This is a genomic window from Bacillus sp. AMCV2 (genome assembly GCF_056033925.1).
Genome location: NZ_JBVYIB010000002.1, coordinates 3,810,946 through 3,824,347, shown reverse-complemented (window position 1 = coordinate 3,824,347; position 13,402 = coordinate 3,810,946). Strand labels below are relative to the sequence as shown.

General features: G+C 45.8%; 15 protein-coding genes. 7 read left to right on the top strand and 8 right to left on the bottom strand.

Annotated elements, in window-relative coordinates; genetic code table 11:
- Window positions 1-30: 30 nt before the first annotated feature.
- The 4 genes from licB to licH are packed head-to-tail and all read left to right on the top strand — an operon-like array spanning window position 31 to window position 3,389.
- Window positions 31-339: a PTS lichenan transporter subunit IIB gene (gene licB / locus AC0OMA_RS19720; protein ID WP_003218755.1), complete on the top strand. Its 309-nt coding sequence runs from the start codon at window positions 31-33 to the stop codon at window positions 337-339.
- Window positions 340-354: 15 nt separating this feature from the next.
- Complete coding sequence (gene licC / locus AC0OMA_RS19715; protein WP_003227311.1) at window positions 355-1,713, top strand: PTS lichenan transporter subunit IIC; 1,359 nt, start codon at window positions 355-357, stop codon at window positions 1,711-1,713.
- 18 nt (window positions 1,714-1,731) lie between these two features.
- Complete coding sequence (gene licA / locus AC0OMA_RS19710) at window positions 1,732-2,064, top strand: PTS lichenan transporter subunit IIA (RefSeq protein ID WP_014478379.1); 333 nt, start codon at window positions 1,732-1,734, stop codon at window positions 2,062-2,064.
- Window positions 2,061-3,389: a 6-phospho-beta-glucosidase LicH gene (gene licH, locus AC0OMA_RS19705; RefSeq protein ID WP_003244285.1), complete on the top strand. Its 1,329-nt coding sequence runs from the start codon at window positions 2,061-2,063 to the stop codon at window positions 3,387-3,389. Before licA ends, licH begins: the two co-directional genes overlap by 4 nt.
- Window positions 3,390-3,421: 32 nt before the next feature.
- Here licH and AC0OMA_RS19700 read toward each other — a convergent pair whose 3' ends face one another.
- The 7 genes from AC0OMA_RS19700 to AC0OMA_RS19670 all read right to left on the bottom strand — a co-directional run bounded on the left by AC0OMA_RS19700 (window position 3,422) and on the right by AC0OMA_RS19670 (window position 9,796).
- The gene (locus AC0OMA_RS19700; protein ID WP_322839973.1) at window positions 3,422-4,513 is read right to left on the bottom strand and encodes a branched-chain amino acid aminotransferase; all 1,092 of its coding nucleotides are present in this window, start codon (window positions 4,511-4,513) and stop codon (window positions 3,422-3,424) included.
- A gap of 140 nt (window positions 4,514-4,653) precedes the next feature.
- Window positions 4,654-5,412, bottom strand: a complete 759-nt coding sequence (locus tag AC0OMA_RS19695) for an SDR family oxidoreductase (RefSeq protein WP_474222358.1) — start codon at window positions 5,410-5,412, stop codon at window positions 4,654-4,656.
- Between the two features lie 90 nt (window positions 5,413-5,502).
- Window positions 5,503-6,681, bottom strand: coding sequence for a D-alanyl-lipoteichoic acid biosynthesis protein DltD (gene dltD / locus AC0OMA_RS19690; RefSeq protein WP_003227323.1), 1,179 nt, complete (start codon window positions 6,679-6,681; stop codon window positions 5,503-5,505).
- On the bottom strand, window positions 6,681-6,917 hold the full coding sequence (gene dltC / locus AC0OMA_RS19685; protein ID WP_003227325.1) for a D-alanine--poly(phosphoribitol) ligase subunit DltC: 237 nt from the start codon (window positions 6,915-6,917) through the stop codon (window positions 6,681-6,683). The genes dltD and dltC overlap by 1 nt, the downstream gene beginning before the upstream one ends.
- A 16-nt stretch (window positions 6,918-6,933) precedes the next feature.
- The gene (gene dltB, locus AC0OMA_RS19680) at window positions 6,934-8,121 is read right to left on the bottom strand and encodes a D-alanyl-lipoteichoic acid biosynthesis protein DltB (protein WP_003227327.1); all 1,188 of its coding nucleotides are present in this window, start codon (window positions 8,119-8,121) and stop codon (window positions 6,934-6,936) included.
- Entirely contained in the window at window positions 8,118-9,629 is a 1,512-nt protein-coding gene (gene dltA / locus AC0OMA_RS19675; RefSeq protein WP_100505970.1) for a D-alanine--poly(phosphoribitol) ligase subunit DltA, read from the bottom strand. Before dltA ends, dltB begins: the two co-directional genes overlap by 4 nt.
- A 17-nt stretch (window positions 9,630-9,646) precedes the next feature.
- A complete protein-coding gene (locus tag AC0OMA_RS19670) occupies window positions 9,647-9,796 on the bottom strand; it encodes a teichoic acid D-Ala incorporation-associated protein DltX (RefSeq protein WP_003227330.1) in 150 nt (49 codons plus the stop codon).
- A gap of 149 nt (window positions 9,797-9,945) precedes the next feature.
- On the opposite strand from AC0OMA_RS19670, the gene AC0OMA_RS19665 reads away from it, so the two are divergent.
- The 3 genes from AC0OMA_RS19665 to ywaC all read left to right on the top strand — a co-directional run bounded on the left by AC0OMA_RS19665 (window position 9,946) and on the right by ywaC (window position 11,953).
- The gene (locus AC0OMA_RS19665; protein ID WP_181220293.1) at window positions 9,946-10,080 is read left to right on the top strand and encodes a hypothetical protein; all 135 of its coding nucleotides are present in this window, start codon (window positions 9,946-9,948) and stop codon (window positions 10,078-10,080) included.
- 163 nt (window positions 10,081-10,243) lie between these two features.
- Window positions 10,244-11,179, top strand: coding sequence for a 1,4-dihydroxy-2-naphthoate polyprenyltransferase (locus AC0OMA_RS19660; RefSeq protein WP_015250916.1), 936 nt, complete (start codon window positions 10,244-10,246; stop codon window positions 11,177-11,179).
- Window positions 11,180-11,320: 141 nt separating this feature from the next.
- A complete protein-coding gene (ywaC, locus tag AC0OMA_RS19655) occupies window positions 11,321-11,953 on the top strand; it encodes a GTP pyrophosphokinase YwaC (RefSeq protein ID WP_003244564.1) in 633 nt (210 codons plus the stop codon).
- 30 nt (window positions 11,954-11,983) lie between these two features.
- Here the strand turns inward: ywaC and ywaD are convergent, their stop codons facing one another.
- Window positions 11,984-13,351, bottom strand: a complete 1,368-nt coding sequence (gene ywaD, locus AC0OMA_RS19650) for an aminopeptidase YwaD (RefSeq protein ID WP_474222356.1) — start codon at window positions 13,349-13,351, stop codon at window positions 11,984-11,986.
- Window positions 13,352-13,402: the final 51 nt, after the last annotated feature.

Genomic DNA, 13,402 nt, shown 5'->3' with positions numbered 1-13,402 from the left:
AAATTGATCAAACTCTAGGGGGTCTTTTACATGAATATATTACTCGTTTGTGCAGCAGGCATGTCTACTAGTTTACTGGTGAGCAAGATGGAAAAAAGTGCGCAGGAACAGGGAAAAGACTATACCATTTGGGCAGTTTCAGGCGATTCTGTACAAAATCATATCGATAAAGCGGATGTATTGCTTCTCGGTCCGCAAGTCCGTTACATGCTTCCGCAGCTCAAAAAATTAGGAGAGTCAAAGGGGGTTCCGGTAGACGTCATTAATACCGTCCATTATGGCACGTGCAACGGGGCGGAAGTGCTGAAATCAGCTGAACAGCTTGGACATGTGTCATAGAGAGGGGCGGGCTATGTGAATAAAGTCAATCAGATCTTAGAAGAAAAGGTCATGCCTATAGCGGGAAGAATTGCGGGACAGCGTCATTTGCAGGCGCTGCGTGATGGTATCATCCTCACGATGCCCCTGATTATCATCGGTTCCTTTTTCCTCATCATTGGCAACCTCCCGATCCCGGGATACGCTGAGTTTATGGCAAAAACGTTTGGCAGCTCCTGGTCTGAAAAACTGGCCTACCCAGTCGACGCGACCTTTGAAATTATGGGTCTTGTCGCCGCGTTCGGCATCGCCTACCGGCTCGCCGAGAAATACGGTGTTGATGCCTTGTCGGCCGGAGCCATTTCCCTTGCGGCATTTTTATTAGCAACACCTTATCAAGTGCCGTTTATGCCGGATGGCGCGACGAAAGAAATCATGGTTGGCGGCGGGATTCCGCTTTCGCTCATGGGAAGCAAAGGCCTGTTTGTCGCCATGATTATCGCAATGGTGTCCACAGAGATTTACCGCCTCATTATCCAGCGCAATTTAGTCTTCAAAATGCCGGACGGTGTCCCGCCGGCGGTAAGCAAGTCATTTGTCGCGTTAATCCCCGGCTTTGCCGTCATCTTCCTAATTTGGGCAGCCCGGCTGATTGTTGAAGCGACACCGTTTGAAAGCCTTCATAATATTGTAAGCGTTTTATTAGGGACTCCGCTTTCCATTCTGGGAGGAAGCCTTGGAGGAAGCCTTGTCGCCGAAGCCGTCAAAATGCTTTTATGGGCCTGCGGCCTTCACGGTGCAAACATTGTCGGAGGCGTCATGGCACCAATTTGGTACGGCGCAATGGATGCCAACCGGATCGCATTCCAAGCCGGTGAGGAGCTTCCTAAGATTTTCACCCAGCAATTTTTCGATATCTGGGTCAATATCGGCGGAAGCGGCGCCACATTGGCACTGGTTGTCACGATGTTCCTGCGCGCCCGAAGCAAACAAATGAAGCAGCTCGGGAAGCTTGCGGTCGGCCCGGCCATCTTCAATATTAACGAACCGATTATATTCGGAATGCCGATCGTCATGAACCCAATGCTCTTACTTCCGTTTATCATCACACCGCTTGTCACAGTGACACTTACGTACATCGGAATGAGCACCGGCCTTGTCGCAAAACCGGCGGGTATCGCAGTGCCGTGGACCATGCCGCCGATCTTTTCAGGCTACTTGGCGACAGGAGGAAAAGTCTCAGGCGCGGTCATGCAAGCCATTAATATCGTCGTATCCTTTGTTGTCTACTACCCGTTCTTCAGAATGTGGGATAAGCAGAAGTTGAAAGAAGAAAACGATCTGGAGCTGGTTCAAACGCCTGCAGCATCAGATGACAAAGAAGCGGCTCTGTAGAGAAAGGAAGTGAATCGCGTGAATGAGGAAATGGAACAAATTATTTTTCAAATCATCCTTCACGGAGGAAACGGTAGGAGCTCCGCAATGGAGGCCATTGCCGCTGCGAAAAGCGGCGACGCAGAAGAAGCGCGGAAAAAGCTTCAAGACGCTGCTGAAGAATTGTCAAAAGCCCATCACTATCAGACCGAGCTGATCCAAAATGAAGCGAGCGGAGAAAAGACAGAAATGACGCTTCTGATGGTTCATGCACAGGATCATTTAATGAATGCAATGACAGTGAAGGATATGGCTGCAGAGATCATTGAGTTATATGAAAAAATCACCGAGCAAAGGGGAGCAAGCATATGACAAAAGGATTGAAGATTGTAACGATTGGCGGAGGTTCAAGCTACACGCCCGAGCTAGTGGAGGGGTTCATTAAACGGTATGATGAGCTGCCTGTGCGCGAATTATGGCTCGTCGATATCCCTGAGGGCGAAGAAAAGCTGAATATTGTCGGCACACTCGCCAAACGGATGGTTGAAAAAGCTGGCGTCCCGATTGACATTCATCTTACGCTCGACCGGAGAAAAGCGCTGAAAGACGCAGACTTTGTCACGACTCAATTTCGCGTCGGACTTTTGCAGGCAAGAGCAAAGGATGAGCGCATTCCGCTAAAATATGGTGTAATTGGCCAGGAAACAAACGGCCCGGGAGGCCTGTTTAAAGGATTGCGCACGATTCCGGTCATCCTTGAGATCGCAAAGGACATAGAAGAGCTTTGCCCGAACGCTTGGCTTGTTAACTTCACAAACCCTGCCGGCATGGTAACAGAAGCCTTGCTTCGCTACTCCAACCTGAAGAAAGTCGTCGGTCTCTGTAATGTTCCAATCGGCATCAAAATGGGCGTAGCCAAAGCGCTTGATGTAGATGTGGACCGCGTAGAAGTCCAATTCGCCGGACTGAACCATATGGTATTTGGGCTGGATGTTTTCTTGGACGGCGTAAGTGTGAAGGAGCAAGTCATCGAGGCGATGGGCGACCCGAAAAACGCGATGACGATGAAAAACATCTCAGGCGCCGAATGGGAACCGGATTTCTTGAAAGCGCTTAATGTCATCCCTTGCGGCTATCACCGTTACTATTTCAAAACAAAAGAGATGCTGGAGCACGAACTGGAAGCATCACAAACGGAGGGCACCCGCGCTGAAGTCGTACAGAAGGTCGAAAAAGAGCTGTTCGAGCTTTATAAAGATCCAAACCTTGCGATTAAACCGCCGCAGCTGGAAAAACGGGGCGGAGCTTACTACAGTGATGCAGCATGTAACTTAATCAGCTCCATTTATAATGATAAACATGACATTCAGCCGGTGAACACGATCAATAATGGTGCAATAGCGAGTATTCCAGACGATTCCGCAGTTGAAGTGAACTGTGTGATGACGAAAACCGGCCCTAAGCCAATTGCTGTCGGCGACTTGCCGGTGTCTGTCCGCGGCCTTGTCCAGCAAATCAAATCCTTTGAACGTGTCGCGGCAGAAGCGGCAGTTACAGGTGACTATCAAACTGCACTCCTTGCCATGACGATTAACCCGCTTGTCCCGTCCGATACTGTGGCCAAACAGATTTTAGACGAAATGCTGGAGGCGCACAAAGCGTATCTGCCGCAGTTTTTCAACAAAATTGAAGCGTAAAAAAAGCCGGCCTGTAATGGGCCGGCTTTTTTTTACTTGCTTTCAGTCAGCGCTGCGACTTCGGTCGTCCATCCGAATTCGTCTGCGACAGCGCCTTTTTGAATGCCTGTAATCGTGTCATATAGTTTTTTTGCGATTTCCCCTGTTTCGCCATTGTTAATTGACAGTGTTTCATCCTGCCAGATCAGCTCGCCGACTGGGGAAATAACAGCTGCTGTACCAGTTCCGAAGGCTTCTTCCAGGATGCCGTCTTTATGGGCTTGGATGACCTCATCGATCGCAATTTTTCGTTCTGAAACTTGAAGGCCCCAATGCTTAAGCAAGGCGATGACTGAATTGCGCGTAATGCCTTCCAGGATGCTTCCGTTCAGCATCGGCGTTACGATTTCACCGTTGATTTTGAAGAAGATGTTCATGCTTCCGACTTCTTCGATGTATTTCTTCTCAATGCCGTCCAGCCAAAGCACTTGGGAAAATCCTTTCTCTTCGGCGACCTGCTGCGCTTTTAAGCTTGAAGCGTAGTTCCCTGCGGTTTTAGCATTTCCTGTTCCGCCTTTTACCGCACGGACAAATTCACTTTCAACAGCGATTTTGACCGGCTTAATGCCTTCTTTGTAATAAGAGCCGACCGGAGAAAGAATGATCAAGAGCTTATACGTATGAGATGCCGCAACACCAAGGAAAGGCTCGGTTGCGATGATGAACGGACGGATGTAAAGGGACGTGCCCTCCGCATTTGGAATCCAGTCTTTATCAATTGCGACAAGCTGCTTTAAGCCTTCAAGAACCTGTTCTTCATCAATTTGCGGGATGCAGAGGCGGTCGTTTGATTGATTCAGGCGTTCTATATTTTTTTCCGGTCTGAAAAGCAGGACATGGTCATCCTCTGACACGTAAGCCTTTAACCCTTCAAACACGGTTTGGCCGTAGTGATAGACCATTGCGGCCGGATCCATTGATAAGGGCTGATAAGGAATGATTCTTGGATCGTACCAACCTTTATCTGCCGCATAGTCCATTACAAACATGTGGTCTGTAAACACTCTTCCGAACGAAAGCTGATTTGGGTCTGGTTTCGGTTTTTTTGTTGATGTCAATTCAACGCGAATCGTTTGTTTAGTCATGGTCAATCTCCCTGCTGTTAAATTGTTTATATTATCAAACTTATTTGAAAATAATTATATTCTATTGTATACCTTCGACAAATAATCGCAATAGGTTTGCTCAAATTTGTAAGAAATTCATATGAAAAAAGCAGGAGAAATTAATTCTCCTGCGTGTTCATTTGCTCGAATAACCTGTCATAATCGGCGCGAGTGGCATCCCGAAGACCTTCAACACGTTCATTTGTAATCTCCTGTTTGCCTTCCTTCAAGCCGTCCAAGAAATATTGAACATATTCTTCAGATGAAATGCCCCGGTACGTCAGGCCTTGTTTATCGCGTGATTTTTGGTTTAAGCCCGTGTCCACCATAGGCGGTGCCATTTCAATCACTACCACGCTCGTGTCACGGAGCTGGTGTCTGAGCGTAAGCGAGAACGAGTGAAGTGCTGCTTTTGTTGCGCAGTACACCGGATAAACAGCTAACGGGTTAAACGCAAGCCCGGATGTGACCTGAACGATTGCCGCCTCAGGCTGCTTCATCAAATGAGGTGTGAAAAGGGCGGATAAATGGACAGGAGCTTGGAAATTAAGTTCAATTTCATCGCCGTCCACAAAAAGCTCCTCTGTCCCTTTTTTAAAGTCAATTTCCTTTTGAATGCCGGCGTTGTTGACGAGAACATTCAAGTTCGGATATTCCTTTAAAGCCCATTCATACAATGCTTCCCGCTGCGAACGGTCTGCAACATCACATTGCTTTGTATGGATGTTTGGGAGCTGCTGCTTCGCTTCTGCAAGACGTGCTTCGCTGCGTCCGCAAATGATAACTTCATTGCCGAGCTCCAGCAGGCGCTTGGCAAGTTCAAGCCCAATGCCAGCAGAACCCCCTGTGATTAAAACCGTATTGCCTGTCATCTTCATTGGATGTAACACCTCTTAATTAAGTTGGCTGTGATTCCTTTACTATTTCAAATCTTAGCAGGAAATATGCAGCCGCGTCCTATGAGATGCTCAGGATGAAGTGACTTTTCCGGTTTTATAAAATTCGTCAATTGCTTTATCGACATACACCCAGCCTTTCCAGCCGATGTGGATGGTGTCTTTCATGAAATACGGGTCATATTCATGTCCTGAGAAATCAGCAACCTGGAAGCCCTTCGCTCTGATTTGTTTATTTACCTTTTTGTAATAGTCAGTGCGTCCTTTTTTCGGGAAGCCCGTGTAATCGTACCATTTCCCGTTAACCGGAATGGTGACAAACATAGGCTCTGCGCCCGCATCCTTCAGGATATCGAGCATCATTTCAAAGTCGCCATATTCCGGTGACACCGCATACGATCTTCCTTTGTTTTTCCCTTTCAGCTTAGGCACTTTCGGCTTCAGCTTTTTATAGACAGGGTTGTCGATGTGAAAATCGTTAGAACCGGAGTGGCGTTTGCCTGATTGATCCGCCAGTTTATTCAATTCAGACCATGACTTATCCTTTACTGACTGCGAGATATAACGCTTTGGCCCGGATGATTCTGTCGTTGAATAATACAGATCTTTCTTTTCCAGCATGCTGTAATACACTTTCGCCGCCGGCTTCAGCGCGTTCACTTTCCACGTCTGGCCGTTTACCATTGCTTTGTACAGCTCAGAAAGAATGGCATCGTTTTGCACAGCCTTGAAGCGCAGCATGCGTTTCATCATTTTCTTTTTAATTTCAGGGTCGATCTGATCGTTAAATGCCAAATCAAGCCCTTGCAGCGCAGAATAGTTCGGCGCGAAATGCTGTTCATCAGACCCGCGCTTAATAAACCATTGCGGAGACACGATGAATACGATTTTTTTGCCCTTCAGCTGATCCATATGGGCAGCGAAGTTTAAAGAATGAATCAATGACTGGGATCCGCCTTTGCCGACAAGGTATGGCGTGAATCCCTCATTGTTTACCTGAAAATAATTAGATGGGTGGAACTCGTCCAGCCGAGAAAGCTCAGAAGACCCGTAAATCGGAAGATACGTCGGATCTTTGAGCATCTGATCTTGTAAATATAGCCCTTGAAACATACTCGGATTCAAGGCTGTTGCTGACTCTTTCACACGCTTATCGGTGATGAAGCCTGTCAGCCATGAAGATGGAATTGCGATGGCGCCTGCGAATAGAATAAACGCCAAAATAATTGGACCGAAAAAACGCTTTTTCATTATTTCAACTCAGACAGCTGATTTACAATGTTGTTAGGTGTATTCCAAACGTCCCGGTCAAATTCAGTGATCGGCACTAAAATATCAAAACGGTTTTCAATCGCAAGCAGCAATTCTACTGTTCCAAAAGAATCAAGCAAACCTTCTTCAAAAATTTCAATATCAGGATTTTCCTTTACGATGTCATCCTGGCAAACCTCTGCTAAAACGTCTAATACCTCTTGTTTAAAATCCATAGCTTTCTAATCTCCTTTAATGGTGGTGATGAAATGGTTTTCCTGAGAAAATATAAAACCCGAAGCAAACGAAATGGAATGTGATCACAATCGCGAGAATGGTTGTCCAGCGGTTGGACGGCAGCCATTTATATTTCTTATTCCACTTCTCGAAAAAGTTGTAACACGTCATCAGAACGGCATGATAGAGGCCGTAAATGATATATTGCGGCGCGAGCCCGTGCCAAACCCCCATCAGCATAAACAGCAGGAAATACCCGATGTTTGAGACGGCCATACGGTTTTTGATCCACTTTTTCTTAGTCATCCAAAATACGAATCTCATAAATACATAATCTCTGAACCAAAATGACAGAGACATATGCCAGCGATTCCAGAAATCTTTAATATTTTTACTGATAAATGGTTTATTAAAGTTTTCTGGTGATTTAATGCCCATAATGTAGCTGACCCCGACGGCAAACATCGTGTAGCCGGCGAAATCAAAGAATAAATACATGCTGTAGCCGTACATGTACAGCAGGTTCCCAAGAATCTTATTGTGCGTGATTGCGGGAAGATTCATGATGAAGTACGTATTGATCGCGTAGCCGATAATAAATTTATACAGGAAACCGATGAAGATTTTATGGATTCCCGTATACAGCAGGTCGGCGTATTCTTCTTTCGTCCAAGCCTTCTGTTCATCCTTGACGAACCGGCGGTATCTGTCGATCGGGCCGGAGGAAATCGTCGGGAAAAACAGGATGAAATACAGCAGGCGGTGCAATGGCAGCTGTTCTTTCAGCAGTCCGTCTCTTGCTTCCATAATCAGCTGAACGCCTTTAAAGGTTAAATATGAAATACCTAAAAAGCTGATCAGGTTATGCGGCGGATGATGCGGCTGCGGGTGTGAAAGAAACGGCCATATTTTTGACAGAAATAAAGGCAGAATAGACGCGATAACAGCTCCGCAAAAGACAAAGCCGCTGTTCGCTTTCTGCCGGTATGCCAGATAGCCGCTGATCAGGAGCACCTGCCATATTGTAAACAGGCACAGCGCGATGACCCCGTGTAAGTCGTGCGAAAAAATTAAAGCCAATATAATGATAGATATGAACATGTTGTATGCTTGAAATCTTTTTCCGTTTAAGCCGAGAATGATCGTCGGCAGAAGAAGAATGCCAAGCAGTATAAAGAATAAAAACGAGCTGTAAGGCGTCATACAAGAACCTCTTCGCCAATGCGTTTTCGGTCAATTTTGCCGTTAGCCGTCATTTGAATGTGATCCTGATAGATAAATTTTCTCGGGATCATATATGCCGGAAGAGAAGCGGCAAGCTCTTTTTTAATAGCGCTTGTCAGCTGGAATTCCTTCTCGAACTCATGCTCCTCAGGCACAATAGCAGCGATCAGGTACTCAACTGTTCCGTTTGGCTGATAAGGAATCACGACAGCAGAGCGAACGTACTGTGACTGTCTGACATGGAACTCGATTTCCTCCAGCTCCATTCGATAGCCGTGAAGTTTAATCTGAAAATCCAAACGTCCCTGGCAGAAAATCTGACCGTCTTGAATAAAGCCGGCATCGCCAGTTCGGTATGCCCACTGGCCTTCATGGGAGAAAAACGCTTTTTCCGTCAGCTCTGGCTCACCAAGGTAGCCTCGGCTTACACTCGGCCCTGCAATGACGATTTCTCCTTTTTCTCCATCAGGAAGCGGCTGTCCCTCTTCATCCATAATGAAAATATTCATATCTGGTTTGGCGAAGCCCACTGGAAGCGATTCGCTGCGGCTGATGACGTCATCCGTAATTTCAACCGATGTGACAGCCACTGTCGCTTCAGTCGGGCCGTACGTATTAAAAATCTTCGCTTTCGGAAAACGCTCAAGCAGCGCTTTTGCCACAGAAACCGGAAGAACCTCTCCGCAAAACATAAATGTGTCCGCATGAGGCAGCAGATCCTGTGAAAAACCCGGATCCATCAGGCACATTTGCACAAAGGAAGGCGTTGATGTCCACACATTCAGCCCGGACTTCTTCAGCTCTTCAAATAAGACTTTCGGCTTGTTCACAGCATCCTTTGTCACGCAATGTAAAGTCCCGCCTGATTGAAGGCACGGATATAGGTCCATGACAGACAAATCAAATGAGAACGGTGCTTGGTTTAAAAATATTTTTCCTCCGCTGACTGGAAAGTCTGCACAAATCCAGTCTGTGAAGCTTTGAAGGTTCGCAGCGGAAATCTGCACGCCTTTCGGATTTCCTGTGCTTCCGGAAGTGTAAATGATATAAAACGTTTCGTGTTCTTTGACCCATTGATCTTGGCTGACAGAGCTGCCTTCGTTTTCTAGCAGTTCTTCCGCAGAAACTGTCTGAATCTGCTGGCCGACTGCATCAATTGAGAGTCCTGCTGCATGGATCAGCAATTCTGCTCCAGAGCTTTCGATAATTTTCGCAATCCGTTCGGACGGAATGGACAGGTCAACCGGAATATAAGGATGTCCCGCTTTGACACTTCCCAAGAAGGAAACGATCATGTGCGGGTCCATGTGGCCGTACACAAGGATAGGAGATTTCTTTTCCCCAGAAATGCGTTTTTGGATCGCGGCAGCCGCGCGGTCAGACTGCTCCCATAATTCCTGATACGTGAGCGACTGGCCTTGAGAGCGGAAGGCATCGGTTTGCGGATAAGTTTCCGCATGTGTTTGAATAGCATGTAAAAGTTTCATAGTTATTCTCTCTCCAATTAGAAATCGTTATAAATATATGAACCGGTATTCGCGGTGTGAAAACCATACATAAAAAACAAAACAAGCAGTATCATCAAATAAAAGCCTGTATGACATGTCCACTTGACAGCGGGTTTTTCATACAGCTGTTTCATTAATTGCAGCATATCAAAAATTCCCTTCCCGTTTTTTCGACAATCACATGAGTATTTGACGATCAGATGCTCAAAAAGTTTCATTTTTTCCCTAATCTCCCTCAAATTAATATATCGGCGTATGTTTTTGAAAATGAATCTTTATACCTGCAAGGGCAAGAATGGAATGTCTCGAGCTGATTCATAATAAAGGAAAAGATACCTGGAGTCAAAAGATCTTTTTAACTTTTAAAAAGTGTAATGTACTTAAAAAAATTTTTCTGTACCTGTTCGATCAAGTGGAAGCAGAAACCTAATGAAATCGGGGCGGAAGCGTATAATAAGAAAGAAAACGCCTTCTTGCGGTATCTTGTGAAATAGGGGAGAAGTCATTATGATAGATAAGGAAGCAAAAAAAGGAGTTTTTAACAAGCTGCCGGCTGAAAAAAAGTAAGCCTTTTAATAGAAAGGAAGAGGAAGATGAATCAAACAAATAAGGGTGAGGGTCAGACAGCGCCGCAAAAAGAAAGCATGGGGCAGATCCTTTGGCAGTTAACCCGTCCTCATACGTTAACCGCATCGTTTGTGCCTGTGCTGCTCGGAACCGTTTTGGCGATGTTTTATGTGAAGGTTGATCTGCTGCTGTTTTTGGCTATGCTGTTTTCTTGCCTATGGATCCAGATCGCGACGAACTTATTTAATGAATATTATGATTTTAAACGCGGGTTAGATACAGCAGAATCAGTCGGAATCGGAGGGGCAATTGTACGCCACGGAATGAAGCCTAAAACGATTTTGCAATTAGCTCTTGCCTCATACGGGATTGCCATTTTGCTCGGTGTCTATATTTGTGCGAGTAGCAGCTGGTGGCTCGCTTTGATCGGCCTCGTTGGCATGGCGATCGGCTACCTGTATACAGGCGGGCCGCTGCCGATTGCGTACACGCCGTTCGGTGAATTATTCTCAGGCATTTGCATGGGTTCGGTGTTTGTGCTGATTTCATTTTTCATTCAGACAGATATGATCAACACGCAAAGCATTTTGATTTCCATCCCGATTGCGATTCTTGTCGGCGCGATTAACCTGTCGAACAACATTCGTGATATTGAAGAGGACAAAAAAGGCGGCCGCAAAACATTGGCGATTTTGATGGGGCATAAGGGAGCTGTTACTCTGTTAGCTGCGTCGTTTGCTGTCGCTTATATCTGGGTTGTCGGCTTGGTTATTACCGGTGCCGCAAGCCCATGGCTGTTTGTCGTCTTTTTGAGCGTACCTAAGCCGGTTCAGGCAGTGAAGGGCTTCGTCCAGAAAGAAATGCCGATGAATATGATTGTCGCAATGAAATCAACAGCCCAAACAAATACATTTTTCGGATTCCTGCTCTCGATCGGATTATTGATCAGCTATTTCCGATAATAAAAAAGACCGCTCGTTTCGTGCGGTCTTTTTTTGTTACAATCGACCGCATTTTGTAAAAAAATTCATAGAACCTTGCAGCAGACAGGGACGTCTAGTACATGGACAGCGGATAAAGTTCCGTTAAAGGAGATGACGAAAATGGATTTATCTGTAACACATATGGACGATTTAAAAACAGTAATGGAAGATTGGAAAAATGAATTATTAGTTTATAAATTTGCGCTAGATGCGCTCGATACAAAGTTCTCAATTATCAGCCAGGAATATAACCTCATTCACGGACACAACCCGATTGAACATACAAAATCCCGTGTCAAAAGCTTTGAAAGCATCGTGAATAAGTTAATGAGAAAGGGCTGCGAAATTACGACGAAGGAAATGAAAGAGCATATTCACGACATTGCGGGTGTGCGCATCATCTGTTCCTTTATTTCTGACATTTATAATGTCGTGAATGTGTTGAAGCAGCATGAAGATTTGAGAATCGTAAAGGTAAAGGATTATATCCAGACACCCAAACCGAATGGCTATCGAAGCCTGCATTTAATCATTGAGATGCCTGTGAATTTAACGAACCGTGTGGAATACGTCAAAGCAGAAATTCAAATCCGGACAATCGCGATGGATTTCTGGGCGAGCCTTGAACATAAAATTTACTATAAATTGAACAATGACGTTCCAAAGCAATTAACAGATGAGCTGAAGGAAGCCGCGGAGATTGCCCATTACCTAGATGAGAAAATGCTGGGGATTAAGAAAGAAGTGGATTAAAAAAAGACGGCACCCAAGTGCCGTCTTTTTTTATTTGATATCTTCAAAAATGTCAGTTGCTTTGGCCATCATTTGTTTCTTAATGGTTTTTGGTTTCTTCTCTTTATTCACAGCCTCATAGACAGCGGCTGTCACAAGATCGCCTGCTTGCTGGAGGCGTTCTTTGCTGATATGTTCGATCGAGTCTTCGGGGGTATGATACCATGGCTCAACTTCTTCTGTTTCCGGGTCTCCCCAAATAAAGTTGGCGGAATCAATGCCGGCTTCGTGGAATGGCACATGATCAGATGATCCTCCCTGTGTCAGAGACAGGCTGTCAAACCCAATTTTTTCAGCAGCCGTATGGCTGGATTCCCAAACATAGTTAGATTGGCCGTCCAATGTGTTGACATACAGCTCAGACGCTTTTTCCCAGCTTGTGCCTACCATATCTAAGTTGAAGTTCACTTCGCTTCGTTTCAGCTCTTTTTCCGATAGATGATCTACATAGTGAGAGGAACCGAGCAGGCCGAGCTCTTCGGCGCCGAAAGCGATAAAGCGGATTTCTTTATCAGATGGAACGCTTTTTAAGACACGCGCCATCTCCAGCATAACAGAGGTTCCTGAGCCGTTGTCATTTGCTCCGGGCGAAAAAGGAACACTGTCGTAATGGGCCGTCACGTACACAATGTCTGGATGTTTGATGTTCTTTGGTTTTTTGATTCCGATGATATTCTGGGAGGTTTGGTCTGTGAATGCTTTTAGTTTTAAGGTGGCTTCTTTTTGCTGGGTAAGCGCTTCGCCGTCTTCTTTCTTAATGCCGACGACCGGAATGCCGACTTTATTTCCCGACAGGTTTGGCGTCATAGGCACGAGGCTTTCTTTGTTGTTATAAATGATGACAGCTTTTGCTCCGGCGGCTTCGGCATTTTTGGCTTTCTCGTAATAAGTCAGGTCTCCTCTGGAAATTAAGGCGATTTTGCCCTTGGCGTCAGCGGTAAAGTCCTTTTGATAGCCCAATCCCGCATTGTAAAGCGGGGCCGTCAGCCCTTGTTCCTCAGTCGGAGCTGAACCGGACGCCGCTTGGAGAAGAATATCGCGTCCTGCTGAAGACAGTGTTCCCTCAAGCCGGTCAGGAATGTTGAATCGTTGAACCTTCACATCAAGCTTTAATTTTCTCATTGATGAGGCGATTAATAGGGCACTCTTTTTTTCAGCTGCAGTTCCAGCTATTCTGGGGCCGATTGCTTCACTTAGCTGAGAAATGGTAGAGTACGCATGCTTTGCTTTGAATGGAAGCTCGCGCTCGCTATTTGATATTTGTACAGCGTGCGCGGCAGGGGTGACACTCTGTGCCGGCAAGAGCAGTGTGCCGGCAGTTAAAACAGCCATCGTCATGACAGTCAAAAGCTTTTTCATCAAAAATAAACCTCCCCTAAATGTATGGTTGGGGAATATTTCGGGATGCTA

Coding starts and splice junctions, on each gene's coding strand:
- licB (WP_003218755.1), top strand. CDS start 31: ATGAATATATTACTCGTTTGTGCAGCAGGCATGTCTACTAGTTTACTG.
- licH (WP_003244285.1), top strand. CDS start 2,061: ATGACAAAAGGATTGAAGATTGTAACGATTGGCGGAGGTTCAAGCTAC.
- AC0OMA_RS19700 (WP_322839973.1), bottom strand. CDS start 4,513: ATGACTAAACAAACGATTCGCGTTGAATTGACATCAACAAAAAAACCG.
- AC0OMA_RS19695 (WP_474222358.1), bottom strand. CDS start 5,412: ATGAAGATGACAGGCAATACGGTTTTAATCACAGGGGGTTCTGCTGGC.
- dltD (WP_003227323.1), bottom strand. CDS start 6,681: ATGAAAAAGCGTTTTTTCGGTCCAATTATTTTGGCGTTTATTCTATTC.
- dltC (WP_003227325.1), bottom strand. CDS start 6,917: ATGGATTTTAAACAAGAGGTATTAGACGTTTTAGCAGAGGTTTGCCAG.
- dltB (WP_003227327.1), bottom strand. CDS start 8,121: ATGACGCCTTACAGCTCGTTTTTATTCTTTATACTGCTTGGCATTCTT.
- dltA (WP_100505970.1), bottom strand. CDS start 9,629: ATGAAACTTTTACATGCTATTCAAACACATGCGGAAACTTATCCGCAA.
- AC0OMA_RS19670 (WP_003227330.1), bottom strand. CDS start 9,796: ATGCTGCAATTAATGAAACAGCTGTATGAAAAACCCGCTGTCAAGTGG.
- AC0OMA_RS19665 (WP_181220293.1), top strand. CDS start 9,946: ATGGAATGTCTCGAGCTGATTCATAATAAAGGAAAAGATACCTGGAGT.
- AC0OMA_RS19660 (WP_015250916.1), top strand. CDS start 10,244: ATGAATCAAACAAATAAGGGTGAGGGTCAGACAGCGCCGCAAAAAGAA.
- ywaC (WP_003244564.1), top strand. CDS start 11,321: ATGGATTTATCTGTAACACATATGGACGATTTAAAAACAGTAATGGAA.
- ywaD (WP_474222356.1), bottom strand. CDS start 13,351: ATGAAAAAGCTTTTGACTGTCATGACGATGGCTGTTTTAACTGCCGGC.